Origin of the sequence: Pseudomonas sp. WHRI 8519, assembly GCF_040224055.2 — a bacterium.
Classification (GTDB): Bacteria; Pseudomonadota; Gammaproteobacteria; order Pseudomonadales; family Pseudomonadaceae; genus Aquipseudomonas; species Aquipseudomonas putida_X.
On record NZ_CP167996.1, the window covers coordinates 2,647,685 to 2,674,465 of the forward strand.

Genomic DNA, 26,781 nt, shown 5'->3' on the forward strand with positions numbered 1-26,781 from the left:
CGAGCGCCGTTGCCTGTTGAGGAGATTGATGATGGGATGGTGGAATGTACCCGGAAAAAATGAATTAGTTGTCGGAGATATTCCCTTAGATCGAATTGGGAAGTTGTTGGAGGAGCTTCAGGAGCTTTATCTCGAATCCTTGGGTAGACGTCCTGCGCTTGGTGAAATACGCTATATGATTGAGTTATCTCTCAAGGTTAATGGTCCCGGGTTGTTTTATGGCCTGGAAACTGGCTCAGATAAGTGTGAGGATGCTTCAGTGCGCAAAAATCAAACCATCAAATATTCATCGGGCGACATCCTTGCTTTTAAAATTGACGAGGAAGTGTATGGATTCGCGAGGTTGATAAGAAAGATAGAGCTGGGTTATGTCTCTGAGATTTATTGTGAGACTGCTGCGTCGCCCAGTGAGGGGTTATCTGTCAGAAATAAAATAAAAAAATTCCCGGTTATATTGGATACTTTTTCGTTGTTAGAAATGGGAGAGGGGGAATGGTCTGTGATCGGCAATGCGAAAGGAGAGAATGATGATAAAATAGATGGTTTGCGGTTTGTGTTTGGCACTCCGCCATTTGACTTGAAAAGTATTGATGTAAATGAGGATGAGAAAAAAATATCAGAGAATGATTCTCTAGGTCTGCCTCCTTATGAGCAGATGGGCGACGAGGATGTTAAGGAGCTGTTTGAGGCAGGCTGAATGATATTGTTGGCGTAGCTTGTTGAATTTTTTATAGGCGAAATTTAAACTCGAATGCAGTTTTAGCTTTTTCTGTAAATTGATGGCAATGTTCTGGTAAATTAGTTCCGATCGTAAGATTTTCGATTTGCTTTGCTTCCTGTAGGTCTTTGAATATGGGCGTCGATCTGGAGTGATGTTCACCTGCTGATTAAATACTTGAATGACGATCTTTAAAATTGTTGAATCGGAAGCGGGTGGCGGCAGTTTGAGAAGGTCCAAGACAACCGCATCAAGCGTTGGCGCGATCAGGAGTACCGTTACGACCCGTGGGGCAAACTGATCGAGAAGCGCTCGGGGGATAGCAAGCTGCAGAGTTATAGCTATGACTGCGAGAACCGGCTGGTTCGGGCGGAGACGCTGGTGAATGGCAAGCTGGAACGCACCGGCTCGTATCGGTATGACAGCCTGGGTCGACGGGTAGCCAAGCAGTCGGAAATCAACGGCATCACGGAGCAGAAGCGCTTCCTCTCGTAAGGACTGAGGATGCTGCGTGAGGAGACGCCGGAGCAGAACATCTTGTACCTGTACGAGCCAGGCAGTTATGCGCCGCTGGCTCGTGTTGATCAGGCGGAGGGACAAGATCCTAAGGTCTACTACTTCCATACGGACCAGATCGGGACGCCATTAGAGTTAAGTAACAGCGAAGGTTAGATTGTTTGGCAGGCGACGTATCGCTCTTGGGGAGCGATTGAGCAGCTGACCGTCACTGAAATCGAGCAGAATCTGAGATTTCAAGGGCAGTATTCCGACAGCGAAACGGGGCTGTATTAAAACACTTTTTGATATTACGATTCCGTAGTCGGAAGGTTTGTAACTCAAGATCCTATTGGCGGCATGATCAAAAGGGGCAGCAATGCCAGGGTGCAGTTAATGAAAGCAAATAATGTTCGTTACATTACACTTAATGACTCAAGGCTGATTGCTGATGCTGCGCTAAAGATTGGTGGGGCTAGAATTGCTCTAGAGGACTGTGATTTTGGAGTGTTTGCTAGTCAGCAGCCGGGATACTTTTCAAGCGGATCTTGGCATGCGACTTAATCACATCAATTCCCAAAGAGTCATGTCATGTTCCTTTAGTGATTTTATCGATTCTTTAGTTGATGAAGGTGATGTTGATTTTTGATTGTCTGTGGTTCGTTAAATATCTTGAGGTGCAATTGTTGTGATCAATGTTAGGTTCTGTGTAAAAAGAGATGTCGCACACACCGCATGGAGCATGCGAGTGAGACCATGGCGGCATAACTTTTTGGGAGCTTGTCGAGCGTGTCACGATCCGGCGGTTCTCTTTCAGTCAGCCAAACGTGCGTTCGATGATGTTGCGCTGTCGGTATTTGGGCCGGTCGAACAGGGAGGGTAAGCAAGGCTTGGGCTTGGGCTTGCGCTTCATCGAACGCAATATGGAATGCTAACCTCATTCAACAGTGGTTGTACGGAGCTGATGTCACTGGCTTGGCCGCCGGAGAAGAGAGAGCGTAGCGGTGTGCTATTCAATTTTTTGGCTTGAATAAAAAAACTGCATTGCGAAGTATAAAGGTTGGAGATATTTTCTGCTTTGTAATAAATGGCGGAGGCTATGGTGCGGGGCGAATTATGACTCGTAGTATAAATGGTTTCAACTCAATAAAATTTGGTAGTCTGCCGATAGAAACATCAATGAAGGAGTATGCAAGTCAAGATCGCAGGCTTCAAGCCTATATTCCTTTTGCTTATGAGTCTGGTGGAAGCACTTTTATGGTTTCGCTGAACAAGGAAGATGCCGGGATGGTGAAGCTCGGAAGATTATATTCCTGAAGTGTGCCAACCATTCAAGCGTAATTGATGGGTAGTTGAATGCCGATCAGGGGCGCCACGGAAACTACAAGAATCCGTAGAAGGCGGTCTGATCGTCCGCCTTAAAAGTGTAAAAACGGGCTTGCGGGTAACTATTGGAGGCTGGAATGAGAGATATAAAAGATGCGCTGAAGGAATTGAGCTTGGTGCATGATAAATATCAGATTGATGGTTTTTATCGAGCGCTACATGCCGCTGAGTCTAATTGGCCTGCCGAGCTTCCCCGCTCTATTGAAACTGACCTTTTCTATGATGAATACGAGCCTTGTGGTGTGCGGCTTGAGACGGGTCTTACACCTCTTAAGATGTTTGATCTAGCCTCTTTGAAGAAAGCGCAGCTTGGCTATCGTTGGGTCAATTCTGCCGAGAGCGTTGTCTTGAACGATGACTGGCCACACCAAGATCTGGTGATAATGGATGATAGTGGCGGCGGCAAGCCAATCATCGCTGTAACTGATGTTGAGAAAACTCCGGTCTTCGCAAGTTATGATGTCGTAGAATGTTTTCAGGTTGCTGATTCTTTGGCCGACTTTATATTGGCGCTCGCGAGATTGGTAGATATAGTTTACGGTCGGTTCAATATATTTGATATTTCTAGTGATGAGGGTGTTAGTAGCATATTTTTAACCTTGCTGAGTGAAGAAGTTACTCCGATTTTGGGTGAGCATAATGCTGCTCGTTTCGTAGACTATTTTTATGGATAAGTAATCGCTGCTAGCGTTTGTTGGCTTCTTGTTTAGTTCCGTGTAGGTAGTGGCCGAGCGTTCGGTCACTACAAATTTTTAAAGCGTTGATCGCGTATCGGAACACCCATTTTTTCATACCGCTCCCGATCTTCGATGCAAACTTCAAGTCCAAGTATTTGTGGTGGAACGCCTGCGGTCGCGTTGAGCGCTTCGACGACTGTTCGGGCAAGCTCCGCGAGGTGTACCGCGCGCAGGGCAAGCTCACCAGGTGCTTCGGGTATGACGCCATGGGGCGCAAGGGGTGGCAGTTTGCGTCAACGCTGCCGGCAGAAATCTCTCTCAAGTACACAACACCGGCATCAACGCCTCGCTGCTGGTGGTCGACGCTGTAACCCGATTCACCGTCGCTACCCATACGATCCGGCAGGTGAACAGATACGCTCCCTCGACAAAGTGCGTGGCGAAATCAAGTGCGAGTACGAAGGCCACGTCCAGTTGGACAGTCGCAATACCCGCTCGGACAGTGGTAAACGGCTAGATTGAAAATACGAGGGTTTAATAGCTATGAAAGCCTGGTGCGGCGGATTGCCAAGCAGTCGGAGATTAATGGCACCGCGGAGCAGAAGCGTTTCCTGTGGCAAGGGCTCCGGGTATTGCGTGAGGAGACGCCTGGCCAGAGCATTCTGTTTCTTCTACCTTAAGACTGTCGATGATCAAGCCAAGCTTATTGACTTCTGATTTCCCGGCCTAATTCAAGCCCTATCTGCTCCCGATAAGGTCACTCATCCATGTTAAGGCATAGTTTTTTCCCATCCACCATTTTGCAGGGCCATCTATTTTCTGTGTAACTGTCGGGCACAAAACAGAAACCGGGGTGGCTTACCCAATAGGTCTGCCAGGCCGAGCCTGACTTCCTCAGTTGTGGGCAACTGGTATAGTCCAGTTTATTAAGCGCAATTGTCGTGATGATGCCCGCTAACGGCGCGAGCACGATGAGCGAGTAAACAGAGGCTTTCATCATTCCCGTCTGAAATTTCGCAAGGCCGGATTTGGTAGGTGGATCGAACCTTTTTCCTGTGTATATTGCGAACGCGCTTGCAACGACGCAAACAAGCATCACGGGCGGGGCCATGAGCAAGCCGAAAGCCATGTATTGAACCTCAATTGCAGATGCCTGTCGCCACAGCTGCCCGTAAATTGGCAGCACATGAGCAATCAGCCAATAGGTAGAGAATACGCCTATGACCGCACATATCAAAAGGGTCAATGCGGCACGTATCCTGAACTTGACAGATTCAGTAGACCATTTACTCGGAGTCATTGGTGCGTGCTCAAAACCTAGGGTGTTGAAGTCCGGAAAGCGCAGGCAGCTTGACGCCTCAGGCCAATCGAAGCCTGGTGTACTCGGAATAAAATTAGGGGGTAAATCATGTAGTAACCCTGAATCCCTTTGTCGATGGCCGTACGCAATAAGCGCTTCAGTAAAACTATTGATAACGTCATTCTATAGCGCTCAAGGTCGCTCGTGTCGATGGGTTCGGTCAATTGTCGGATATTGTCAACGGGGTAACGTTGGGCGTCCCTTTGATCTCAAGGTCGTTATCCCCAAGCAGAGCACCCAGACACGCCATTGAGTCGCCCCGGCCATGGGCTTCGATAAGAGATCGGTGGCCGCATCCCAAGCCTCGTTCGATAACTACACAGCCGGCCCATCAAAATCTGCCACACGAAAAGGCCAGCCTGCAGATTGACTACCTAACGACGCATCCCGAGCTCAGCATCATCCAGAAGCGCCTTGGCCAGCGCGCTCAGGTAGTAGGACGCCCAGATCAGTTGCGGATTTTCATCCATCACCCCGGTGATGGTCAGATCGCGCACGCAACCCATCAGCTCCGAGGCTTGCTCCCTGGCATCCTGGCAGGGGATACCTGGGGCGATGCAGAACAGCGGGCGGGTTTGGCCCTCAGCCTGGTAGAACATGGTTTTGCCGGGTGTGGTGTATTCGTTTGTGCCGTCTTTTGGCATTGGCTAGCTCCCTGAAAATGCGGGTGCCTGGGCTGGCCCTTTCGCCGGCAAGCCGGGCCCACACGGGTTCACCACGCGCCTAAGGGTCGTCTACAACCTCAGGGGCGGCGCCGTGCGAGTGGTTAGCCTTTGAAAACGCCAGAACAGGCCTGACATGATGCGGCTTAGTGAAGCGTTCTCGGCTCTGTCGGCATTTGCACTTGCACCAAGGCCACCTCAAGCAGCTTGCGCAAGGTTTCGAGCTCGTGCATGGAGGTCATGATCAACAAGGAGCAGGGCGATTTGGGGTGCATCATCATCGCCTGCTGGGCGACGGCCTCGGCACAGAGTGCGTAGTCCGCAGCCATCATGAGTGTGTCTTCCAGGGTGTGGGGAGTGTGGGGTGGGTCGGGGACTATCTTCAGCATAAAACCCTCTCAGTGCCTGCAGGGCTGCCGCAAATCCGCTGTCAAACGGAAAGGGTGGCAGCTGTTCGTGGGTTGACAGACCGAGGGCACTGAGAATCCCGGCGCACACAGAGGTGCCCCACGTACAGCTGCCATAACAGGCATTGCACATGCTCTCAGTGACTCACGGTCTGTCAAAACCGTATCGCCGATTGGCAGCGACCGGCCGAGACTATGACCCACGTTTAGCGCATGCAACGAAAAACAGGTGCACGCATTATCTTTGGGAAATGGACTACAACAAAGGGAATTAATCTGATTCTTTCAGCCGTTTTCCGTAGGAAAACATCCCCGCCACCGTGATGTTCCACCACGTGAAACCACATTCAATTGTGCTCCCGCCCCACTCGCGCTTATCTGTTCGCAACCACGACCTGCCTCAACCGTCGTGACCTCAAAGCGAACAACAAGAACGGGACCCACCCGCGCGAGGAGATTCCCCATGCAGCAGCACCAGCACATCCTGGCCTGGCTCACCGACGTAGCCAGCGACCTGCGCGCCATCCGCCACGATATCCATGCCCACCCCGAACTCGGTTTTGAAGAAAGCCGCACCGCGGCCCTGGTCGCGCAACTGCTCCAGGAGTGGGGCTACGAAGTGCACACCGGCATCGGCAAAACCGGTGTGGTCGGCGTGCTGCGCAATGGCAGCAGCCCACGCAAACTGGGCCTGCGTGCCGATATGGACGCACTGCCTATCGTAGAAACCACCGGCGCTGAATACACCAGCCGTCACCAGGGCTGCATGCACGCCTGCGGCCATGACGGCCACACCACCATGCTGCTCGGCGCGGCTCGCTACCTGGCGGCCACGCGCCAGTTCGACGGCACGCTGACGCTGATTTTCCAGCCGGCCGAGGAGGGCCAGGGCGGGGCCGAGGCGATGCTGGCCGATGGGCTGCTGGAGCGCTTCCCGTGTGATGCGCTGTTCGGCATGCACAACATGCCGGGGCTGCCGGCGGGGCACCTGGGTTTTCGTGAAGGGCCGATGATGGCTTCGCAGGACCTGCTGACCGTGACCATCGAAGGCGTCGGCGGGCATGGCTCCATGCCGCACCTGACGGTCGACCCATTGGTGGCGGCAGCCAGTGTGGTGATGGCGCTGCAAACCGTGGTGGCGCGCAATATCGATGCGCAGGAGGCGGCGGTGGTAACCGTGGGCGCCCTGCAGGCAGGCGAGGCGGCCAACGTGATCCCGCAGCAGGCGCTGCTGCGGTTGAGCTTGCGTGCGCTGAACGCCGAGGTGCGGGCGCAGACCTTGGAGCGGGTGCAGGCGATCATCGTCAGCCAGGCCCAAAGCTATGGCTGCAGCGCCCGCATCGAACACCGCCCGGCGTACCCGGTGCTGGTCAACCACCCCGACGAAAACGCCTTTGCCCACCAGGTCGGCGTCGAGCTGCTCGGCGCCGAGGCGGTGGATGGCAACACCCGCAAGCTGATGGGCAGCGAAGACTTCGCCTGGATGCTGCAACGCTGCCCCGGCGCCTACCTGTTCATCGGCAACGGCGTACAGCGCCCGATGGTGCACAACCCTGCCTACGACTTCAACGACGACATCCTGCTGACCGGTGCCGCCTACTGGGGCGCCCTCACCGAGCGCTGGCTCAACTAGGCAGCTTCAAGCTTCGAGCTTCGAGCTGCAAGTAAAGGCCGCGCATGGCCCGCTTCTGCTTGCAGCTTGCAGCTTGCAGCTTGCAGCTCGCCGTTCGCCGCCGTTTCTGGCCAACAGATTGATGGAGTGTCCCGCATGCAGACTTCGCAAACAGGCGCGTCGCGTACCCGGCAAGTGGTCGCGGCGGTCATCGGTAACGCCCTGGAGTGGTATGACTTTATCGTGTACGGCTTTCTGGCCAGCATCATCGCCCGCCAGTTCTTTCCCTCCGACGACGAGTACGCCTCGCTGCTGATGGCCTTGGCCACCTTCGGCGTGGGCTTTTTCATGCGGCCGGTGGGCGGGGTGCTGCTGGGTATCTATTCCGACCGCAAAGGGCGCAAGGCGGCGATGCAACTGATCATCCGACTGATGACAGTGTCCATCGCCATGATCGCCTTTGCGCCCAGCTACCTGGCCATTGGCATGGGCGCGCCGCTGTTGATCGTGGTGGCGCGCATGCTGCAGGGCTTTGCCACGGGCGGGGAGTACGCCAGTGCCACGGCGTTTCTGGTAGAAAGCGCACCGGCCCACCGCAAGGGGTTGTATGGTTCGTGGCAACTGGTAGGGCAGTGCCTGGCGGTGTTTTCGGGCGCGGCCATGGTCGCGCTGGTGACCCACTTGTGCACACCCGAGGCGTTGGACAGCTGGGGCTGGCGAATTCCGTTCGTGATCGGCTTGCTGATCGGGCCGGTGGGGCTGTGGATTCGCAAGCACATGGAAGAGCCCGAGGCGTTCCTCGAAGCGCGCAAGCAGGCCAAGGGCCAGGCGCCGAGCTTGTGGCAGGTGCTGCGCGAGCATCGGCGCAGCTTGCTGGTGTCGATGGGGCTGGCCTGTGGGGCGACCGTGTCGTTTTACGTGGTGCTGGTGAACATGCCCACCTTCGCCCACAAAAACCTTGGCCTGCCACTGGACCAGGTGCTGCTGGTGCAGATGCTGGCCGTGGGCCTGATGACCGTGGTCATCCCCCTGGCCGGAGCACTGTCGGACCGGCTTGGCCGGCGCCCGGTGCTGATGGCCTTTACCTTGGCATTTTTCGTGATGGTGTACCCGCTGTACGTGTGGGTAGCCGCAGCGCCGTCGATCGAGCGCCTGCTGGTGATGCAACTGCTGCTGTGTACCGCCATCGGCGGCTTCTTCGGGCCGGCGCCCACCGCCTTGGCCGAGCAGTTCCCGATCGAGGTGCGCTCCACCGGGGTGTCGGTGGCCTATAACGTGGCGGTGATGGTGTTCGGCGGCTTCGCGCCGTTGATCGTCACGTGGCTGAGCAAGGTGCTGGGCACCCCGGTGGCGCCGTCGTTCTATGTGCTGTTCGCTTGCTTGTTGACTCTGCTGGGCACCTACTGCCTGAAAGAAGCCCCTCGCGCTGGCAAAGCTGCCGCTTTCAACTTTGGAGTGAAACCGTGAACCCGTTAGCCATTGACCCGATCGTTGCCCTGGATGCCCAGGCGCTGTCCGAGGCGATCCACGCGCGCCAGGTGTCGTGCCGTGAAGTGATGCAGGCCTACCTGGGCCACATCGAGCGCTTCAACCCACAGGTCAATGCGCTGGTGTCGCTGCGCGAGGGCGCGGTGCTGCTGGCCGAGGCCGAGGTGCGTGACCGCGAATTGGCCGCCGGCCAGTCGCGCGGCTGGATGCATGGTATGCCGCAGGCGGTCAAGGACCTGGCCGCCACGGCGGGGCTGCGCACGACGCTTGGCTCGCCGCTGTTTGCCGAGCAAGTGCCGGCGCATGACGCCATCAGCGTGGCGCGGGTGCGGGCGAGCGGGGCGATCATTGTCGGCAAAAGCAATGTGCCGGAATTCGGCCTCGGCTCGCAGAGCTACAACACGTTGTTCGGCACCACCACCAATGCCTATGACCACCGCCGTGTGGCCGGCGGCAGCAGTGGCGGCGCCGCGGCGGCGTTGGCCATGCGCCTGCTGCCGGTGGCTGACGGCAGCGACATGATGGGCTCGCTGCGCAACCCGGCCGCGTTCAACAACGTGTTCGGCCTGCGCCCTTCGCAAGGGCGGGTGCCTTACGGGCCAACGCCGGAGCTGTTCGTGCAGCAGTTGGCCACCGAGGGGCCGATGGGGCGCACGGTGACGGACGTGGCGCGCTTGCTGTCGGTGCAGGCCGGGCACGACCCGCGCGCGCCGCTGTCGCTCAGTGACGGCCCGCGTGACTTTGCCGCCGGGTTGCAGCGCGATTTCAAAGGGGTGCGGGTGGGCTGGCTGGGCAACTTTGACGGCTACCTGCCGATGGACGAGGGGGTGATGGACCTGTGTCAGGCGGCCTTGGCAGACTTCGCCGAGCTGGGCTGCGAGGTCGAGGCGTGCCAGCCAGGGTTTGACCCGGGGCGTTTATGGCAATGCTGGCTCACCCTTCGCCACTTCCTGGTGCACGGCAACCTGGGCGCGGCGTATGCCGACCCAGGCAAGCGTGCACAGCTCAAGCCTGAGGCGCAGTGGGAAGTGGAGGGCGGCCTGCGCCTGACCGCGGCGGACGTCTACCAGGCTTCGCTGGACCGCAGCGCGTGGTACCTGGCGCTGGGCAAGTTGTTCGAGCGTTACGATTATTTGCTGTTGCCGGCTGCCCAAGTGTTCCCTTTCGATGCAGCCGAGCCGTGGCCCAAGGTGGTTGGCGGGCAGGCGATGGACACCTACCACCGCTGGATGGAGGTGGTGATTGGCCCGACTTTGGCCGGCCTGCCGAGCATGAGCGTGCCGGTGGGGTTCAACGCCGCCGGGCTGCCGATGGGCCTGCAGATCATAGGCCCGGCCCAGGCGGACCATGCCGTGCTGCAACTGGCCTATGCCCACGAACAACTGACCCGCTGGGTAGCGCGGCAGCCGCCTGGGTGCCTGCAGGTGCGCTGAAAGCCCTGGGCAGGCCCGTATCTTGCTGGGCATGATGACCATCCACGCACAGACACGGAGGTCGAACCCATGGGTATTACCGCAGACAGCGGGGGCGTGCGCTCGGTGGAGCGGGCACTGGCGATTGTCGAACTGCTTGGTGAACACCACGCGCTGGGGCTCGAAGAGCTGCATTACCTGACGGCACTGCCCAAAGCCACGGTATCGCGCATGCTCGCCACCTTGCAGGAGCAGGGCTGGGTCTACCGTGGCCTGAGCGACCGCCGTTACCGCTTGTGTGCCCGGCGCCTGTTTGGCGACCGCCAGCTGCGCTTCAAGCGCACACTGGTGGAACGCGCCGCGCCGCTGTTGTTGGAGCTGAGCGAGCGCACCGGGCTGGTGGCGGACCTTTCTTCTTTTGACGGCGAACGGCTGGAGGTGATGGAAAGCGCCATTGCGCAGGTGCTGCGCAAACGCTACCCGCACACCTGCCAGCTCGTTGGGCACCATGCCAGCTTGTTTCACTCGGCCATGGGCCGGGCGTGCCTGAAGGAGCTGGCGCCGGATGAGGTACAGCGCCTGGCGGCGCATGAGCGGGTGCGCGATGAGGCGCTGTTGCGCGATATCGAGGCTGATGGGCACAACGGCTTTGGCCAGCGCACCGAAGGGTTCTGGGAATACCCGGTGCGCTTGCCGTTCCTGATCCGGGCGATTGCCCTGCCGGTGCGGGTGGAGGGGCGGCTGGTGGGCAGCATCGCGCTGCACTGGCCGCTGGACCTGGCACCGGTGGAGCGGGTGCAGAGCTTGCACCTGAACAGCTTGGCGGCGACGGTGGGGCAGGTACAGCACGCGTTGCTGAACTGAGGCGGCTGTTCCGGCCTCACCGCCGGCAAGCTGGCCTCATCGCCGGCAAGCCGGCCACAGGGACCTGGGCTGGGTTCAGGAATCTGGACACCCATCCAATGCCCTGGGCAGTCCAGGTACAGCACAGAGCTCAAGCACTGCGCGGTCCCTGTGGGAGCCGGCTTGCCGGCGATGAGGCCAGTGAAAACAGTGCAAACAGTTGCCCCAAAGCGGCGTTTGCAGCTATGCCTACTGTTGCCCCCCAAACAAGGTCCCAAGCTAATGTTGGTCGTCGAAAACCTGCGCAAGTCATTCGCCACCGCCCAAGGCCCTCTGGAGGTGCTGCGCGGGGTGGACCTGTCGCTGGACCGTGGCAGCAGCCTGGCCCTGATGGGCGAGTCGGGCAGCGGCAAGAGCACCTTGCTGCACCTGCTGGCGGGCCTGGACCGCGCCGACAGCGGGCGCATCCTGATCGATGGCCAACCACTGGACAACCGCGGCGAAGCGGCCTTGGCACGCTGGCGGCGCGAGAGCATCGGCCTGGTGTTCCAGCAGTACAACCTCATCAGCAGCCTGGACGTGGCGGCCAACCTGGCCTTCCAAGCGCGCCTGGCGGGGCGCCATGACCCGGCCTGGGTGACCCACTTGGCCCGCCGGTTGGGGCTGGCCCCATTGCTGCAACGCTACCCGGAGCAACTGTCTGGCGGGCAGCAGCAGCGCGTTGCCATCGGCCGCGCGCTGGCCAGCCGGCCGTTACTTCTGCTGGCTGACGAGCCCACCGGCAGCCTTGACGAGGCCAGCAGCGATGAAGTGTTGGCGCTGCTGCTGCAACTGGTGAACGAGGCGGGTAGCAGCGTGCTGATGGTGACCCACAGCCAGCGCCTGGCCGCCAGGCTGCAGCGCCGCTGCATGCTGCAGATGGGCCGGGTGCAGGGGTGATGATCAGTTTGCGGACCACCTTGCAGGCCCTGTGCAGCCATTGGTGGCGCCACCGGCTGCAGTGCATCAGCATCTTCACCGGGCTGTGGCTGGCCACGGCGCTGTGGAGCGGCGTTCAGGCGCTCAACACCCAGGCCCGTAACGACTACGCACAAGCCAGTGCGGTGCTTGCCGGGCCTGCCCGCCCACAACTGGTAGCACGCTCGGGGCAGCGTTTCGACCAGGCGTTGTATGTGCAATTGCGCAGGCTGGGCTGGCCGGTGACGCCCGTGCTGGAAGGGCGCCTGCGCCTGGCGGGGCAGCAGCAGGTCGCGTTGCGGCTGATCGGCATCGAGCCGCTTGGCCTGTTGCCGGGCATGGCCGTGGCCGGTGCCGATGTGCAGAATTTTGACTTACAGGCGTTCGTGGGCACGCCGGGGCAAGCGTGGGTAGGCCCGGACACGCTGCGCCAGCTGGGCCGCCAGCCCGGCGATCAGGTCAGCACGGTGGACGGGCAGGTACTGCCGCCGCTTACCTTGCACGCGCAGCTGGCACCGGGTGTAGTGGTGGTCGACATCGGCCAGGCGCAGGCCTTGCTCGATGCCCCCGGGCAATTGTCGTGGCTGCTCAGCGACAGTGACCGGCCACTGCCGAGTGACATCGCGGCCAGCCTGAAGCTGCAGCCGCCCGGCGACGATGCCGACCTGCAGCGGCTGACCGCCAGCTTTCACCTGAACCTCACCGCCCTCGGCCTGCTGGCCTTCGTGGTGGGGTTATTCATTGCCCATGCTGCCATCGGGCTAGCGCTGGAGCAGCGCCGCGGGTTGATCCGCACCTTGCGCGCATGCGGTGTGAGCCTGAAGGTGCTGTTGACAGCGCTCGCCTTGGAGCTGGGGTTGTTTGCGCTGCTGGGTGGTGTGGCGGGCGTGGCTGCAGGCTACCTGCTGGCCGCGCTGATGCTGCCTGATTTCGCCTCCAGCCTGCGCGGGCTTTATGGGGCCCAGGTGGCAGGGCAATTGCACTTGCCGGCGCACTGGTGGCTGGCAGGCATTGCCGTCAGCTTGTTCGGCGCACTGCTGGCGGGGCTCGACAGCCTGCTGCGTGCGGCGCGTCTGCCATTGCTGGCCTTGGCGCAGCCCCAGGCCTGGCGCCTGGCGCAAGTGCCTTGGTTGCGGCGCCAGGGTGGCGCTGGCGCCGTGCTGCTGATGGTGGCGGCGGGCTGCGGCTACCTGGGTCAGGGGCTGCCCAGTGCGTTTGGCATGCTGGCCGCTTTGCTGCTGGCGGCGGCGCTGTTGTTGCCGGGGTTGCTGGCGCTTTTGCTCGGCGGCCTGGCGCGGGTGTGCAAGCGCCCGCTGGCGCAGTGGTTCGTTGCCGACAGCCGCCAGCAACTGCCGGCCTTGAGCCTGGCACTGATGGCGCTGTTGCTGGCCTTGGCCGCCAGTGTCGGGGTCGGCGGCATGACCGAAGGCTTTCGCCGCACCTTCATCGGCTGGCTGGACCAGCGCCTGGCCGCCGATGTGTACGTCACGCCCCGCGACAGCGCGCAGGCGCAGCAGATCTACGCGCGCTTGCGGGCAGACCGTACCGTCAGCGCGGTGCTGCCCAGCTGGCGGGTGGACTGGCGCCTGCAGCAGTGGCCGGTGCAGGTACAGGGGGTGGATGATCACCGCTTCTACCGTCAGCACTGGCCATTGCTGCAGCAGGCGCCGGGCGCCTGGCAGGCGCTGGCCGACGGCCGTGGTGCGATGCTCAGCGAGCAGCTGGCCCGTCGCCTTGGCCTGGCTGTAGGGCAGGCCCTGCAGTTGCCTGGCGAGCCACCGCAGGCCATGGCCGTGGTGGGCATTTATGCCGACTATGGCAACCCCAAGGGCCATGTGCTGGTCAACGCTGACTGGTTGCGCAGGCATGCACCAGCGGCCAGCCTGGCCGGCTTGAGCCTGCTGGTACCGCCTGAACGGGTAGCTGCACTGAAGGATGAACTGCAACGACGCTATGCCCTGGATGACAATCAGGTGGTGGAGCAGGCCCGCCTCAAAGCCTGGTCGAGCGAGGTGTTCAGCCGCACCTTCGCGGTCACCGCGGCATTGAACAGCCTGACGCTAGGGGTTGCCGGCGTTGCGTTGTTCATCAGCCAGCTGACCTTGAGCCAGCGCCGCCTGGGGCAGTTGGCGCCGTTGTGGGCGTTGGGTGTGCCACGGCGCTGGCTGGCCTGGCTGAGCCTGGGGCAAACGCTGATGCTCAGTTGCTTCACCGTGCTGCTGGCGATACCCCTGGGCCTGCTGCTGGCCTGGTGCCTGGTGGCGGTGGTGAACGTGCAGGCGTTCGGTTGGCGGTTGCCTTGGCATGTATTTACCGGGCAGCTGGTGCAACTGGCGGTATTAGGTCTGTTGACCAGCCTGCTGGCCAGCGCCTGGCCGTTATGGCAGCTGGCACGCAGCCAGCCAAGCGCACTGTTGAGGCAATTTGCCGATGAAAGCTGAAACGTGGCTGTTGATGGCATGCCTGCTGCTGGCCGGCTGCGACCCGCCTGCGCCAGCAGCCAAGAGCTTTGCGGGCCTGGGTGAGGATGCGGCGGCGTTCAGCCAGGTGGTACCGGGGCATGCGCTGGCATTCCCCCGTGACCATGGCACGCACGAGGGCTTTCGTATCGAATGGTGGTACGTCACCGCCAACCTGCGCGATGCCCAGGGCCGTGACTGGGGCGTGCAATGGACGTTGTTCCGCTCGGCCTTGCGGCCCGGGCCTGAGACTTGGAACTGGAACAGCCCCAACCTGTGGATGGGCCACGCCGCGCTGACCGGCCCGGGCGGCCATCAGGTCAGTGAAACCCTGGCGCGCGGTGGCATCGGCCAGGCTGGCGTCGAGGCGCAACCGTTCCGGGCGTGGATCAACGACTGGTCGCTGCTGGGCAAGCCCGGTGTCGAGCGCCTGCAGATGCGTGCCAGCGGGGAGGGGTTTGGCTATGACCTGGCCCTCACCAGCGATCAGCCGCTGCTGCTGCACGGGGTGCAGGGCTACAGCGAAAAATCCGGCAAGGGCCAGGCGTCGTACTACTACAGTCAGCCGTTCTACAGGGTCAGTGGAGAGGTCGAGCGAGCGGGGCAGCGTGTCGCCGTCACAGGGCAGGCCTGGCTTGACCGGGAATGGAGCAGCCAGCCGTTGGCCGCCGGGCAAAGTGGCTGGGACTGGTTTTCCCTGCACCTGGATACGGGCGCCAAGCTGATGCTGTTCCAGGTACGCGAGGATCAAGGGCCGCCTTACCGCGCGGGCACCTGGGTCGATGCCCAGGGGCAGGTACGGGCGCTGCAGGGCGGGCAGATCGAATTGGCACCGCTGGCCTGGACGCGGCAAGACAATGGCAAACAGGTGCCCACCCGCTGGCGGGTGAAAGTGCCAGCGGTGCAGGTGGATGTCGAGGTGGATGCGCTAGAGCCCAAGGCCTGGATGGGCACACGCTTCCCTTATTGGGAGGGCCCGGTACGTGTGGGCGAGAAGGGCCGTGGGTATCTGGAGATGACGGGTTACTGAGGCCCGCACAGGCAGCGCAGTGCTGTGCGGGCATCGGATTGCCACAGGTGGTACTTCACAGGCCTACTTGAAGCCCGTCACCGCATGTGGCACGTACGGGGCTTGCAGGCGCTCCACTTCCTCAGCGCTGAGCTCGAACTGCAGTGCGCCAATCGCATCGTCGAGGTGCGCCACCTTCGATGCCCCTACGATCGGCGCCGAAACCCCTCGCTTGCCCAGGACCCAGGCCAGCGCCACCTGCGCCATGGGCACGCCACGTTCGCCGGCGATCTGTTCGACCACATCGATCACCCGACCGTCTTCCACTTCAGTTTTTTCATAGAACGACTGGCCGGAAATGTCGGTACGGGTACGCTCGGTCTGCTGGCCATGCGGGCGGGTCAGGCGGCCGCGGGCCATCGGGCTCCAGGGCATCAGGCCCACGCCCTGGTCCAGGCACAGCGGGATCATTTCGCGCTCTTCCTCGCGGTAGATCAGGTTGAGGTAGTTCTGCATCGACACGAAGCGGCTCCAGCCGTTGCAGGTCGCCACCTGCTGGGCTTTGGCGAACTGCCAGGCATACATCGAGGAGGCGCCGATGTAGCGCGCCTTGCCGGCTTTGACCACATCGTGCAGCGCTTCCATGGTCTCCTCGATGGGCGTGTGGTAGTCCCAGCGGTGGATCTGGTAGAGGTCTACATAGTCGGTGCCAAGGCGGGTGAGGCTGGCGTCGATATTGGCCATGATCGCCTTGCGGGACAGGCCTTGCTCGTTGGGCCGGGTGCTGCCTTCCCACATGTTGGCCGGGAAGAACACCTTGGTGGCGATCACGGTTTCTTCGCGGCGGGTGAACGCCTTCAGCAGCTTGCCCAGGATCAGCTCCGAGGTGCCGGCCGAGTAGCTGTTGGCGGTGTCGAAGAAGTTGATGCCTTGCTCCACGGCGTGGCGGATGATCGGGCGGCTGTCGTCTTCGCCGAGGGTCCAGGGGTGGGTGCCGGCGCCCGGCTCGCCGAAGGTCATGCAGCCCAGGCACAGTTTCGAAACATCCAGGCCGGTGTTGCCCAACTTGACGTACTGCATCCGCTTCTCCTCGTGGTCGTTTGCGATGGGTGAAGCTTAGCGGGGCTATGGCCTTGCGGAAATCCCGTATCGCTGCAGGCGAGCTCTGCAGAAATTCACAAGCGCAGCAGGGGCTTGACCTGTTGCTGCAAAAAGTCGGTGACGGCCTTGATGCGTGGTGTATTGCGCACGTCCTCATGCACGGCCAGCCATATTTCGATGCTCATGGTTTGTGTTTCTTCCCCGATGGCCTGCAGGCCATGCTCCTGGGCCATGAACGCCGGCAGGCAGGCGATGCCGATGCCGCCGGCCGCCGCCTGGGCCTGGATACGCAGGTCGTTGCTTTGCAAGACAAAGGTTTGATGGTGGGTTTGCGCGAGCAACCACTGCTGCTGCGGCGACTTGGCCTGGGACTGGTCGTAGCCGATGTAGCGTGGCGCGCTGGTGCTGCGCAGGTAGCCGGGGGCGGCATACAGGCGGTAATCCAGGTGGCCGAGCAGGCTGGCCACCAGCGTCGGTTCGCTCGGCCTGGCCAAGGTGATGCTGATATCAGCCTCGCGCCGTGCCAGCGAGGCCCGGGACTTGCTGCCGACCAGTTTGAGGCGCAGCTGCGGATAACGGCTGCACAACTCGCCCAGGCGCCGGGCGATGATGCTGCCCAGCAGCGCGGGCGGGGCGGCCAGCACCACGTCGCCTGCAACCTGTTGCTGGTCCGCCGTGGCGAAGTGTTCGAGGGCGAAAGACGACTGGGTCATTTGCTCGGCATATTCGCCCACGCGGCGGCCCTGCTCGGTCAGCACATAGGCCCTGGGGCGGCGGTCGACCAGTTTTAGATTGAGCGCGGCTTCCAGCGCGGCGATGCGCCGGGCCACAGTGGCGTGGTCGACGCCCAATTGCTTGGCCGCAGCCGAGAGCGAGCCTTCGTTGATGAAGGCAGAGAAATGGCGCAGATCTTCCCAATCGAACATGGCGGGCCTCAGGTAAGGGGGCCCCATGATAAAGCCGTTGGGTAAACCTGTGGGCACGCGTTCACCCGCGAACACGAGCCAAGCCCACCCCAAGAGACAACAGCGCCGTTTTCAACTGATGCTAGGATGGCTGCCACCCTCTGCCCGGACACTGCCATGCAGCCCCTCGATCACCTGTCACTGCACCTGTTCATCGTGGTCTGCGAAGAGGGCACCATCGCCCGCGCCGGCGAGCGGGCGTTCATGGCGCCGTCGGCGGTCAGCAAGCGTATCTCCGATATCGAGGCCCGTTTTGGCACTGCGTTGTTCACCCGCAGCAAACGTGGGGTCGAACCAACCCCGGCAGGGCTTGCGCTGTTGCGCCATGCCCGCGGCCTGACGCGGGCCATGGAGCGCCTGGACAGCGAGCTGAGCGAATACGCCGAAGGCGCGCGTGGGCATGTGCGGGTTCTGGCCAATGTGTCGTCGATCATCGAGTTTCTGCCTGAGGAGCTGTCGGCCTTCATGCTGGAACACCCGCTGATCCAGGCAGACATCGAAGAGCGGTTCAGCCCGGATGTGGTGCGCGGGGTGGCTGAGGGCAATGCCGACCTGGGCATTTGCAGGCAGTCTGCGGCAGTCGGTGACCTGGAATACGTGCCTTATCGTCAGGACCACCTGGCCGTGGTGGTCGGCGCCAGCCACCCGCTGGCAGGGCGCAGCAGCATTGCCTTTGCCGAAACCCTGGGCTACGAGCACCTGGGCCTTTCGGCATTCGCCACGTTGAACAACTTCATGCGCAAGAGCGCCGAGGCAACCGGCAAAGAACTGCGTTTTCGCTCCTATGTGTCGTCGTTCGACGCCGCGTACCGGCTGGTGCAGTTCGGCCTGGGCCTGGCGGTGTTCCCGCAGGAGGCCGTGGCGCGCTATGCGCCGCTGTTCGATTTGCGCGTGATCCCGCTGACCGATGACTGGGCGCTGGGTGAATTCGTCATCTGCATGCGCGACCGGCATTCGCTGTCGCTGTCGGCGCGGCGCTTGCTGGACCACCTGTTGTTGCGCGCCCCAGCCAGGCAAAGCCTGCCCTGATATCCATCGTGGCTGGCGATGGATCAGCCCGTGAAAGACGTCTTTTCTGCCTGCCGTGGTACTCGTAGTCTGGCTGCACGCTTCAGACAGAGAACCCCTGATGACAACAATAACAATCAACGAAGTCGGCCTGCGTGATGGCCTGCAGAGCCTGCAAACGGTCATGCCGACCGCCGCGAAGCTGCGATGGATCGACAGCGCCTACGCCGCCGGCGTACGCCATATGGAAGTCGCCTCGTTCGTGCCGGCCAGGCTGCTGCCTCAGATGGCCGACGCCAAACAGGTAGTCGCCCACGCCCTGACATACCCCGATTTGCTGGTCACGGTACTGGCCCCCAACCTGCGCGGCGCCCTGGATGCGCTGGAGTCTGGCGCGCAGCGTATCGTGGCGCCGGTGTCGGTGAGCACTGCCCACAGCCTGGCCAACGTCCGCCGTACGCCCCAGGAGATGGTCGAGGAGCTGGGGCGCATGTGCCAGCTGCGCAATGAGACGGGCCGGCATGAGGTGCAGATGATCGCCGGCATGTCGGTGGCCTTTGGCTGCACCCGCCAGGGTGACGTGCCGCTGAGCGACCTGTGCGCCTTGACCCGCCAGGTGATCGAGGCCGGTTGCGACCTGGTTTCGCTGGGCGACACCACCGGTTACGCCAACCCCGGCCAGGTCGCGACGGTGATCCAGGCCGTACGTGCCATCGCCGGCGAGCGGCTGCGCGCCGCGCATTTTCATGACACCCGTGGCCTGGCCTTGGCCAACAGCCTGGTCGCCGTGCAGCAGGGCATCCGCGAGCTGGACGCGTCGCTGGCGGGGCTTGGCGGTTGCCCGTTCGCGCCGGGTGCCTCGGGCAATACCGTCACCGAAGACCTGGTGTTCATGCTGCAGAGCATGGGCCTGGACACCGGCATCGACCTGCAGGCGCTGATCGACTCACGCCAGGTGCTGCGTGACGCCTTGCCCGAAGAGCCGCTCTACGGCGCTATCGCCCGTGCCGGGCTGCCACTCAACTATTAAGGGATACAGCAATGTCCAGACTCCCCTTGGATGGCATCCGTGTCGTCGAGATTTCGCACATGGTCATGGGCCCCACCTGCGGCATGATCCTCGGTGACCTTGGCGCCGAAGTGATCAAGATCGAGCCTACCCGCGGTGACGGCACGCGCCGGTTGCTGGGTGCGGGGGCGGGTTTTTTCCGCACCTTCAACCGCAACAAGCAATGCATCGCCGTTGACGTCGAAACGCCCCAGGGCCGCGAAGCCGTGCTGCAGCTGATCGACACGGCCGACGTGTTCATCGAGAACTTCAAACCCGGGCGCATGCACAAGCTTGGTTTCGACTACGCCGCGCTGCGCCAGCGCAACCCCCGGCTGGTATACGCCTCGCACAAGGGCTTCCTCAGTGGCCCTTACGACAACCGCCTGGCGCTGGACGAAGTGGTGCAGATGATGGCGGGCCTGGCCTACATGACCGGCCCGGTGGGCCGGCCCTTGCGCGCGGGCAGTTCGGTGAACGACATCATGGGCGGCATGTTCGGCGCCATTGGCGTGCTCGCCGCGCTGAACGAGCGCAACAGCACCGGCAGCGGCCGCGAGGTACAAAGTGCGCTGTACGAGAACTGCGTACTGCTGGCCGCCCAGCACATGCAGCAGTATGTGGTGACCGGGGAGGCCGCAGCGCCCATGCCCAACCGCATCAGTGCCTGGGCCATCTACGACGTGTTCACCTTTGCCGGGGGCGAGCAGATGTTCGTGGCCGCGACCGGGGAAGGGCAGTGGAACGCGCTGTGCCAGCTGCTGGGCCAGGCCGCATTGCGGGATGACCCGACGCTGGCCACCAACAATGACCGGGTGCTGCAGCGCCCACGCTTGCTGGCGCACCTGGCTGAGGTGTTCGCCAACCTCGATGCCCAGCAACTGGCGGTCGAGCTGGAGGCCAACGGCATCCCGTTCGCGCCCATCCGGCGCCCTGAAGAACTGTTCGATGATGCGCACCTGCTAGAAAGCGGCGGCATGGCCGAGCTGGTCCTGGAAGACGGCAGCAGCACGCCGATGCCGTTGCTGCCGCTGTCGCTCGATGGCCAGCGCCTGCAACCGCGCCGCTCGATCCCGCGCATTGGCGAGCACACGCACAAGGTCATGCGCGAGCTGGGCTACAGCGACCAACACATCGCCCAGCTGTGTGCAGCGGGCGTTCTCAAGACTGACGAGCAGGGGTGCTAAGGATGGCTATCTATCGCTACGACACACTCACTCCCAACCTACACCCAGAAACCTTCGTCGCCGAACAGGCCACGGTGATAGGCGACGTCACCCTGGAGCAGGGTGCCAGTGTCTGGCCGCAGGCGGTGCTGCGCGGCGACAACGCTGCAATCCGCATTGGCCAGCACAGCAATGTTCAGGAAGGCGCGGTGCTGCATGCCGACCCAGGCTTCGCACTGACCGTGGGCAATGGCGTCACCATTGGCCACCAGGCGATGCTGCATGGCTGCACGGTCGCCGATGGTGCACTGATCGGCATCCAGGCGGTGGTACTCAATGGCGCGGTCATCGGCCGCAACTGCCTGGTGGGCGCGGGCGCCATCGTTACCGAAGGCAAGGTCTTCCCCGACAATTCCCTGATCCTCGGCGCACCGGCCAAGGTGGTGCGCGAGCTGACGCCTGACGCTATCGCCCACATGCATGCCAACGCAGCCGATTACCTTCGCAAAGGGGCCGCCTACAAGGAAAAGCTTGTGCGCATTGGCTAACAGCCCTTCAGTGGCGCCCATAAGGGCGCCGCCGCTCTCCAATAATTACAAGAACGGAGATCCATCATGGTTGCCTTGACCGGTGTTCTGGCGCGCGAGCGCAATGACAGCCACATCAATGAACTGCTGCTGTACCGCCGCGTGGCCTGGCGCATCATGCCGCTGGCCATCATCTGTTTTCTGTTTTCCTACTTCGACCGCATCAACATCAGCTTCGCCAAAGCCCAGATGCAGGCTGAGCTTGGCCTGAGCGACGCTGCCTATGGCCTGGCCGCGAGCATGTTCTTCATCGGCTACGTATTGTTCGAAGTGCCGAGCAGCCTGGGCCTGAAACGCTACGGAGCGCCGGCGTGGATCTGCCGGATCATGGTGTCCTGGGGGCTGGCCACCGCCGCGCTGGTGTTCGCCTACACACAGTACACGTTGTACTTCCTGCGCTTTCTGATCGGTGTGATGGAGGCCGGTTTCGGGCCGGCGATCCTGTTCTACCTGGCGTGCTGGTTCCCGCGTAGACACCTGGCGAAGATGAATGGCCTGTGGTTCCTCGCAGTGCCTCTGGCCGGTGCGATGGGTGGGCCGGCAGCGGGTTTCTTGCTGGGGACCATGGACGGCGTGCTTGGCCTGGCCGGCTGGCACTGGCTGTTTTTGATGTCGGGCCTGCCATGCGTAGTGCTGGGTATCGTAGTGCTGTACAAGCTCGACCGTGATATCGAGTCGGCCCGCTGGTTGAGCCGTGCAGAAAAAGACCTGCTGGTGGAAAACCTGGCGCAGGACCATCGCGCGCAGAAACCGGTGCTGGGGTCGTTGTGGCGGGTACTGCTGACCCGCGAAGTGGCGATCATGGCGTTCATCTATTACGTGGTGAAATCCGCGTCCTATGGCCTGAACTTCTGGATGCCGCACCTGATCAAGTCCTCGGGTGTGCAGGACATGCTGTGGGTCGGCGTGCTGTCTGCGCTGCCGTACGCGGTAGCCTGTGTCGGCATGGTGCTGCTGACCCGGCGCTCGGACCGCACCGGCGAGCGCAAGCGCTACCTGGTCTATTGCCTGCTGGCGGCCGCGGCCGGCTACTTGCTGGCGTGCCTGTTCTCGGACTCGTCCTGGGCGATGATGGCGGCGCTGGTACTGGCCACGGCAGGTACATTCATCGCCATTCCGATCTTCTGGACCATCCCGCAGTCCACGTTCTCGGGCCTGGCGATCGCCACCGGCACGGCGGCGATCAACTCTGTGGGGCAGCTCAGCGGCATCGTGGCGCCGGTGATGGTGGGGCAGATCAACGACCTCACCGGTAGCAGCTACATGGGCATGCTATCCATTGCGCCGCTGATCCTGCTCGCCTGCCTGGTGGTGATGCGTTACGTCAAAAACCCCAAGGCCTGAACCTGCCCGACAACAACAATAACAAGGCACATTCATGATCACTTCCACCTCCGTGCGGGCATCGCTGATGCTCGCGGCGTTCTGCTGCGCGTGGCAACCCGCGCAGGCTGCCTTTGTCGAGGACGGCAAAGGTAGCCTGGAGCTGCGCAACTTCTACTTTGACCGCGACTTTCACGGTGATGCCGCCAGCCAATCCCGGCGTGGCGAATGGGCCCAGGGCTTCATGCTCAAGTGGCAGTCCGGCTACACCCAGGGTGTGCTGGGGTTTGGCCTGGATGCGGTCGGGATGCTTGGCGTAAAGCTCGATTCATCGCCGAACCGCAGCGGCACCGGACTGCTGCCGCGGGGCAGCGACAAGCGCGCGGCGGACAGCTACAGCAAGGCGGTCGCCACGTTCAAGACGAAGCTGTCGCAGACCGAGCTGCAGGTGGGCGCGCTCAGCCCGCAGTTGCCGTTGCTCGCGTCGAACAACAGCCGCTTGTTCCCACAATGGTTCAACGGCGCGCAACTGGTGAGCAAGGACCTCGACAACCTGGTGCTGACGTTACTGCAGGTAGATGCCACCAAGCTGCGTGACTCCACCGATTATGAAGACCTGACGGCGATGGCGCAGCAGGGCGCCTATTCGGCCACAGTGAGCAGTACCCGGTTGTATTACCTGGGGGCCGATTATCAGCCGATCAAGAACCTGACCCTGAGCCTGCACGCCAGCCAACTGGATGACCTGATCCGCCGGGATTACGCCGGGTTCAAGTACAGGACTGGCGTGGGGCCAGGTGAAGCCTTCACCGAATGGCGCTGGTTCAATGCCCAGGAGCAGGGAAGGGCGTTGCTCGGTGAGGTGGATAACCAGACCTTGAGCACCCAGTTTGGTTACAGCTTCACCGGCCATACCCTCAGCGGGGGTTATCAGAAGGTCAGTGGCGATACGGCCTACGCCTATGTGGGCGGGACCGACACTTATCTGTTCAGCGAACAGCAGGTGAGCACCTTTGCGCTGGCCAACGAACGCGCCTGGATGTTGCGCTATGACTACAACTTTGCCGCGCTGGGCATACCTGGACTCACGTTCAATGTGCGCTATGTGAAAGGCGATCAGGTCGACCCGCAGCGCATCGCCAGCGCCAAGGGCAGGGCGCTGGCTGCGCGAGGCGGTGAAGGGGAGGAGTGGGAGCGCACAACGGACGTGACCTATGTGGTGCAGTCGGGGGCGCTGAAGAATCTTTCGCTGCGCTGGCGCAATGCGAGCATGCGCTCGAATTTTGCGGATGCGGCGGATGAAAATCGGGTGATCGTGGGGTATGTGGTCGAGTTTTGATGGGTGGAGTACAAGTGTGCTCTAGTGAGTGGATGGCTTGTTCTTCGCTTTGGGTGGCCACCCACGCAAGCGCGCCTGCGCGGGTGGCCACGACCCATGCAAGTGATATGAAACCGGTTTCAAAATGTTTCCGAACCAGCTAGATTAGGCGGTTTATCAGGGCCTCTCCCTGACCGAAACCCAGACGGCGCAACCCAAGGCCGCCCTATGCTGATGAGGACTCGCAATGCCTGAGCATGCCCCCGACAACCCGCGCCGGGACTTCCTGCGCAAAACGTTGACCCTGATTCCCGTGGTCACCGTGGCGACCAGCACCGGCCTGGGTGCCGGCCAACTGCTGGCCCAGCCGGCCCGCGAACCGAAGGTACCCGCGACACCGCCCGCTGGCCATTACCAGCCGACGTTCTTCACCGCTGAGGAATGGGCCTTCGTGCAGGCGGCGGTGTCGCGCATCATCCCCGCTGACGAGCTGGGCCCCGGCGCACTCGAAGCAGGCGCCGCCGAATTTATCGACCGCCAGATGAACACCCCCTATGCCACAGGTGCCCAGTGGTACATGCAAGGCCCGTTCAAGGCCGATGCCGCCCCGGAGCTTGGCTACCAGCTGCAACTGAGCCCACAGCAAATCTACCGCCTGGGCATCGCCGCTGCGGACGCCTGGTGCAAAAATGCCAGCGGCAAAACTTTCGCCGAGCAAGATAGCGCTACCCGAGACAAGGTTCTTGCCAAGATCGAAGCCGGTGAGATCGTTTTCGACCAATTGCCGGCAAAGGTGTTTTTCAGCCTGCTGGTGCAGAACACCCGCGAGGGGTTCTTCTGTGACCCGATTCACGGTGGCAACAAGGGCATGGTCGGCTGGACGCAAATCGGCTTCCCAGGTGCCCGCGCAGACTTCATGGATTGGGCCGAGCGCAACGAGCCTTACCCCTTCCCGGCAGTATCGATTCGTGGCGAGAGGGCGTAAGGCATGGCCAATGCAATGAAGAAGGTCGATGCGGTGATCGTCGGTTTCGGCTGGGCGGGCGCCATCATGGCCAAGGAACTCACCGAGGCCGGGCTGCAGGTGGTCGCGCTGGAGCGCGGGCCGATGCAGGACACCTACCCCGAGGGCAGCTACCCACAGGTCATCGATGAGCTGACTTACAGCGTGCGCAAGAAGCTGTTCGTGGATGTCTCCAAGGAAACCGTCACCATCCGCCACAGCGTCCACGATGTCGCGCTGCCCAACCGCCAGCTCGGTGCCTTCCTGCCCGGCAAGGGCGTGGGCGGCGCAGGCTTGCACTGGTCCGGCGTGCATTTTCGTGTAGACCCGATGGAACTGCGCATGCGCAGCCACTACGAAGAGCGCTACGGCAAACGCTTCATCCCTGAAGACATGACCATCCAGGACTTTGGCGTGAGCTACGAGGAGCTCGAACCTTGCTTCGACTTCGCCGAGAAGGTCTTCGGCACCTCGGGCCAGGCCTGGACCGTGAACGGCAAGGTGGTCGGCGAAGGCAAGGGCGGCAACCCCTATGCACCGGACCGCTCAAACCCCTTCCCGCTGGTGTCGCAGAAGAACGTGGTGTCGGCGCAGCTGTTCCAGAAGGCCGCCGCCAGCCTGGGCTACAAGCCCTACAACCTGCCTTCGGCCAACACCTCGGGCCCCTACACTAACCCGTATGGCGCACAGATGGGGCCGTGCAACTTCTGCGGCTTCTGCAGCGGGTACGTCTGCTACATGTACTCCAAGGCCTCGCCCAACGTGAACATCCTGCCGGCGCTGCGCCAGGTGCCGCATTTCGAGCTGCGGGCCAATGCCCACGTGCTACGGGTGAACCTGGACGACAGCAAGCGCAAGGCTACCGGCGTGACCTACATCGATGCCCAGGGGCGGGAAGTGGAGCAGCCGGCGGACATCGTCATCCTGGCCGCGTTCCAGTTCAACAACGTGCGCCTGATGCTGCTGTCGGGCATCGGCAAACCCTATGACCCGATCAAGAACGAAGGGGTCGTGGGGCGCAACTTCGCCTACCAGAATATGGGCACGGTGAAAGCGTTCTTCGACAAGGACACCTACACCAACAACTTCATCGGCGCTGGCGGTAACGGTGTGGCGATCGACGACTTCAACGCCGACAACTTCGACCATGGGCCGCACGGTTTCGTCGGCGGCTCGCCGATGTGGGTCAACCAGGCCGGCAGCCGGCCGATTGCCGGTGTTGCCAACCCACCGGGCACGCCCGCGTGGGGCAGTGCCTGGAAGAAGGCCACGGCCGATTACTACACCCACCAGGTGTCGATGGACGCCCACGGCGCGCACCAGTCTTACCGTGGCAACTACCTGGACCTCGACCCGACCTACCGTGACGCCTATGGCCAGCCGCTGCTGCGCATGACCTTCGACTGGCAGGAAAACGACATCAAGATGAATCAGTTCATGGTCGACAAGCTAAGCAAGATCGCCCAGGCGATGAACCCGAAAACGATCGCTGTGCTCGGCAAGAAGGTCCAGGAGCACTTCAATACCGCCAACTATCAGACCACCCACCTCAACGGCGGCGCGATCATGGGCACCGACCCCAAAACCAGTGCCCTGAACCGCTACCTGCAAAGCTGGGACGTGCACAACGTGTTCGTCCCGGGGGCTTCGGCGTTCCCCCAAGGCCTGGGTTACAACCCCACCGGCCTGGTGGCGGCACTGACCTACTGGTCGGCGCGGGCCATCCGCGAGCAGTACCTGAAAAACCCCGGCCCGCTGGTTCAGGCGTGAGGAGCGA

23 protein-coding genes and 3 pseudogenes are annotated in these 26,781 nt (G+C 61.7%); 20 read left to right on the top strand and 6 right to left on the bottom strand.

The features are described from left to right. Nucleotides 1-28 precede the first annotated feature (28 nt). Together ABRP30_RS12125 and ABRP30_RS12130 are read left to right on the top strand one after the other, a co-directional pair. The gene (locus tag ABRP30_RS12125) at nt 29-697 is read left to right on the top strand and encodes a cytoplasmic protein (protein WP_349975512.1); all 669 of its coding nucleotides are present in this window, start codon (nt 29-31) and stop codon (nt 695-697) included. 240 nt (nt 698-937) lie between these two features. Next, a pseudogene (locus ABRP30_RS12130) lies at nt 938-1,519 on the top strand (RHS domain-containing protein); the annotation flags it as partial. 392 nt (nt 1,520-1,911) lie between these two features. On the opposite strand, the pseudogene ABRP30_RS12135 reads toward ABRP30_RS12130, so the two are convergent. Further along, nucleotides 1,912-2,227: pseudogene (locus tag ABRP30_RS12135) on the bottom strand (IS5/IS1182 family transposase); the annotation flags it as partial. 12 nt (nt 2,228-2,239) lie between these two features. On the opposite strand from ABRP30_RS12135, the gene ABRP30_RS12140 reads away from it, so the two are divergent. The 3 genes and pseudogenes from ABRP30_RS12140 to ABRP30_RS12150 all read left to right on the top strand — a co-directional run. Further along, nucleotides 2,240-2,530: a hypothetical protein gene (locus ABRP30_RS12140; RefSeq protein WP_349975511.1), complete on the top strand. Its 291-nt coding sequence runs from the start codon at nt 2,240-2,242 to the stop codon at nt 2,528-2,530. A gap of 146 nt (nt 2,531-2,676) precedes the next feature. Further along, a complete protein-coding gene (locus tag ABRP30_RS12145; RefSeq protein ID WP_349975510.1) occupies nt 2,677-3,273 on the top strand; it encodes a hypothetical protein in 597 nt (198 codons plus the stop codon). 215 nt (nt 3,274-3,488) lie between these two features. Next, nucleotides 3,489-3,947, top strand: a pseudogene (locus ABRP30_RS12150) (type IV secretion protein Rhs); the annotation flags it as partial. A gap of 86 nt (nt 3,948-4,033) precedes the next feature. On the opposite strand, the gene ABRP30_RS12155 reads toward ABRP30_RS12150, so the two are convergent. From ABRP30_RS12155 to ABRP30_RS12165, 3 genes are all read right to left on the bottom strand, one after another. Then, a complete protein-coding gene (locus ABRP30_RS12155) occupies nt 4,034-4,522 on the bottom strand; it encodes a hypothetical protein (protein ID WP_349975509.1) in 489 nt (162 codons plus the stop codon). A gap of 488 nt (nt 4,523-5,010) precedes the next feature. After that, the gene (locus ABRP30_RS12160; protein ID WP_241807125.1) at nt 5,011-5,280 is read right to left on the bottom strand and encodes a DUF3077 domain-containing protein; all 270 of its coding nucleotides are present in this window, start codon (nt 5,278-5,280) and stop codon (nt 5,011-5,013) included. Nucleotides 5,281-5,444: 164 nt separating this feature from the next. Next, nucleotides 5,445-5,687, bottom strand: coding sequence for a hypothetical protein (locus ABRP30_RS12165; RefSeq protein WP_349975508.1), 243 nt, complete (start codon nt 5,685-5,687; stop codon nt 5,445-5,447). A 481-nt stretch (nt 5,688-6,168) separates the two neighbouring features. On the opposite strand from ABRP30_RS12165, the gene ABRP30_RS12170 reads away from it, so the two are divergent. From ABRP30_RS12170 to ABRP30_RS12200, 7 genes are all read left to right on the top strand, one after another. Continuing rightward, nucleotides 6,169-7,338: a M20 aminoacylase family protein gene (locus ABRP30_RS12170; RefSeq protein WP_267823582.1), complete on the top strand. Its 1,170-nt coding sequence runs from the start codon at nt 6,169-6,171 to the stop codon at nt 7,336-7,338. A gap of 135 nt (nt 7,339-7,473) precedes the next feature. Next, nucleotides 7,474-8,784 carry a citrate-proton symporter gene (locus tag ABRP30_RS12175; RefSeq protein ID WP_349975507.1) on the top strand — a complete coding sequence of 437 codons (1,311 nt, stop codon included), beginning with the start codon at nt 7,474-7,476 and terminating at the stop codon, nt 8,782-8,784. After that, nucleotides 8,781-10,238: an amidase gene (locus ABRP30_RS12180; RefSeq protein ID WP_267823586.1), complete on the top strand. Its 1,458-nt coding sequence runs from the start codon at nt 8,781-8,783 to the stop codon at nt 10,236-10,238. Before ABRP30_RS12175 ends, ABRP30_RS12180 begins: the two co-directional genes overlap by 4 nt. Before the next feature lie 69 nt (nt 10,239-10,307). After that, a complete protein-coding gene (locus tag ABRP30_RS12185; protein WP_267823588.1) occupies nt 10,308-11,081 on the top strand; it encodes an IclR family transcriptional regulator in 774 nt (257 codons plus the stop codon). A gap of 261 nt (nt 11,082-11,342) precedes the next feature. Continuing rightward, nucleotides 11,343-11,999, top strand: a complete 657-nt coding sequence (locus ABRP30_RS12190; RefSeq protein ID WP_267823590.1) for an ABC transporter ATP-binding protein — start codon at nt 11,343-11,345, stop codon at nt 11,997-11,999. Continuing rightward, nucleotides 11,999-14,458, top strand: coding sequence for an ABC transporter permease (locus tag ABRP30_RS12195; protein WP_349975506.1), 2,460 nt, complete (start codon nt 11,999-12,001; stop codon nt 14,456-14,458). Before ABRP30_RS12190 ends, ABRP30_RS12195 begins: the two co-directional genes overlap by 1 nt. Continuing rightward, the gene (locus ABRP30_RS12200; RefSeq protein ID WP_349975505.1) at nt 14,448-15,506 is read left to right on the top strand and encodes a lipocalin-like domain-containing protein; all 1,059 of its coding nucleotides are present in this window, start codon (nt 14,448-14,450) and stop codon (nt 15,504-15,506) included. Before ABRP30_RS12195 ends, ABRP30_RS12200 begins: the two co-directional genes overlap by 11 nt. A gap of 63 nt (nt 15,507-15,569) precedes the next feature. Here the strand turns inward: ABRP30_RS12200 and ABRP30_RS12205 are convergent, their stop codons facing one another. Then, entirely contained in the window at nt 15,570-16,565 is a 996-nt protein-coding gene (locus tag ABRP30_RS12205; protein WP_349975504.1) for an aldo/keto reductase, read from the bottom strand. A 95-nt stretch (nt 16,566-16,660) separates the two neighbouring features. Beyond that, nucleotides 16,661-17,512: a LysR family transcriptional regulator gene (locus ABRP30_RS12210; RefSeq protein WP_267823598.1), complete on the bottom strand. Its 852-nt coding sequence runs from the start codon at nt 17,510-17,512 to the stop codon at nt 16,661-16,663. A 156-nt stretch (nt 17,513-17,668) separates the two neighbouring features. Between ABRP30_RS12210 and ABRP30_RS12215 the strand changes: the two genes are divergently transcribed. From ABRP30_RS12215 to ABRP30_RS12250, 8 genes are all read left to right on the top strand, one after another. After that, entirely contained in the window at nt 17,669-18,580 is a 912-nt protein-coding gene (locus ABRP30_RS12215) for a LysR family transcriptional regulator (protein WP_267823600.1), read from the top strand. 100 nt (nt 18,581-18,680) lie between these two features. Continuing rightward, a complete protein-coding gene (locus ABRP30_RS12220) occupies nt 18,681-19,589 on the top strand; it encodes a hydroxymethylglutaryl-CoA lyase (protein ID WP_267823602.1) in 909 nt (302 codons plus the stop codon). An 11-nt stretch (nt 19,590-19,600) separates the two neighbouring features. After that, the gene (locus ABRP30_RS12225; RefSeq protein ID WP_349975503.1) at nt 19,601-20,794 is read left to right on the top strand and encodes a CoA transferase; all 1,194 of its coding nucleotides are present in this window, start codon (nt 19,601-19,603) and stop codon (nt 20,792-20,794) included. Between the two features lie 2 nt (nt 20,795-20,796). Then, a complete protein-coding gene (locus ABRP30_RS12230) occupies nt 20,797-21,321 on the top strand; it encodes a gamma carbonic anhydrase family protein (RefSeq protein ID WP_349975502.1) in 525 nt (174 codons plus the stop codon). A gap of 66 nt (nt 21,322-21,387) precedes the next feature. Continuing rightward, nucleotides 21,388-22,704: an MFS transporter gene (locus ABRP30_RS12235; RefSeq protein WP_349975501.1), complete on the top strand. Its 1,317-nt coding sequence runs from the start codon at nt 21,388-21,390 to the stop codon at nt 22,702-22,704. Nucleotides 22,705-22,738: 34 nt separating this feature from the next. Continuing rightward, nucleotides 22,739-24,022 carry an OprD family porin gene (locus tag ABRP30_RS12240; protein WP_267823610.1) on the top strand — a complete coding sequence of 428 codons (1,284 nt, stop codon included), beginning with the start codon at nt 22,739-22,741 and terminating at the stop codon, nt 24,020-24,022. Nucleotides 24,023-24,248: 226 nt separating this feature from the next. Then, nucleotides 24,249-24,986 carry a gluconate 2-dehydrogenase subunit 3 family protein gene (locus ABRP30_RS12245; protein ID WP_267823612.1) on the top strand — a complete coding sequence of 246 codons (738 nt, stop codon included), beginning with the start codon at nt 24,249-24,251 and terminating at the stop codon, nt 24,984-24,986. Between the two features lie 3 nt (nt 24,987-24,989). Continuing rightward, nucleotides 24,990-26,774, top strand: a complete 1,785-nt coding sequence (locus ABRP30_RS12250; protein ID WP_241806881.1) for a GMC family oxidoreductase — start codon at nt 24,990-24,992, stop codon at nt 26,772-26,774. Nucleotides 26,775-26,781: the final 7 nt, after the last annotated feature.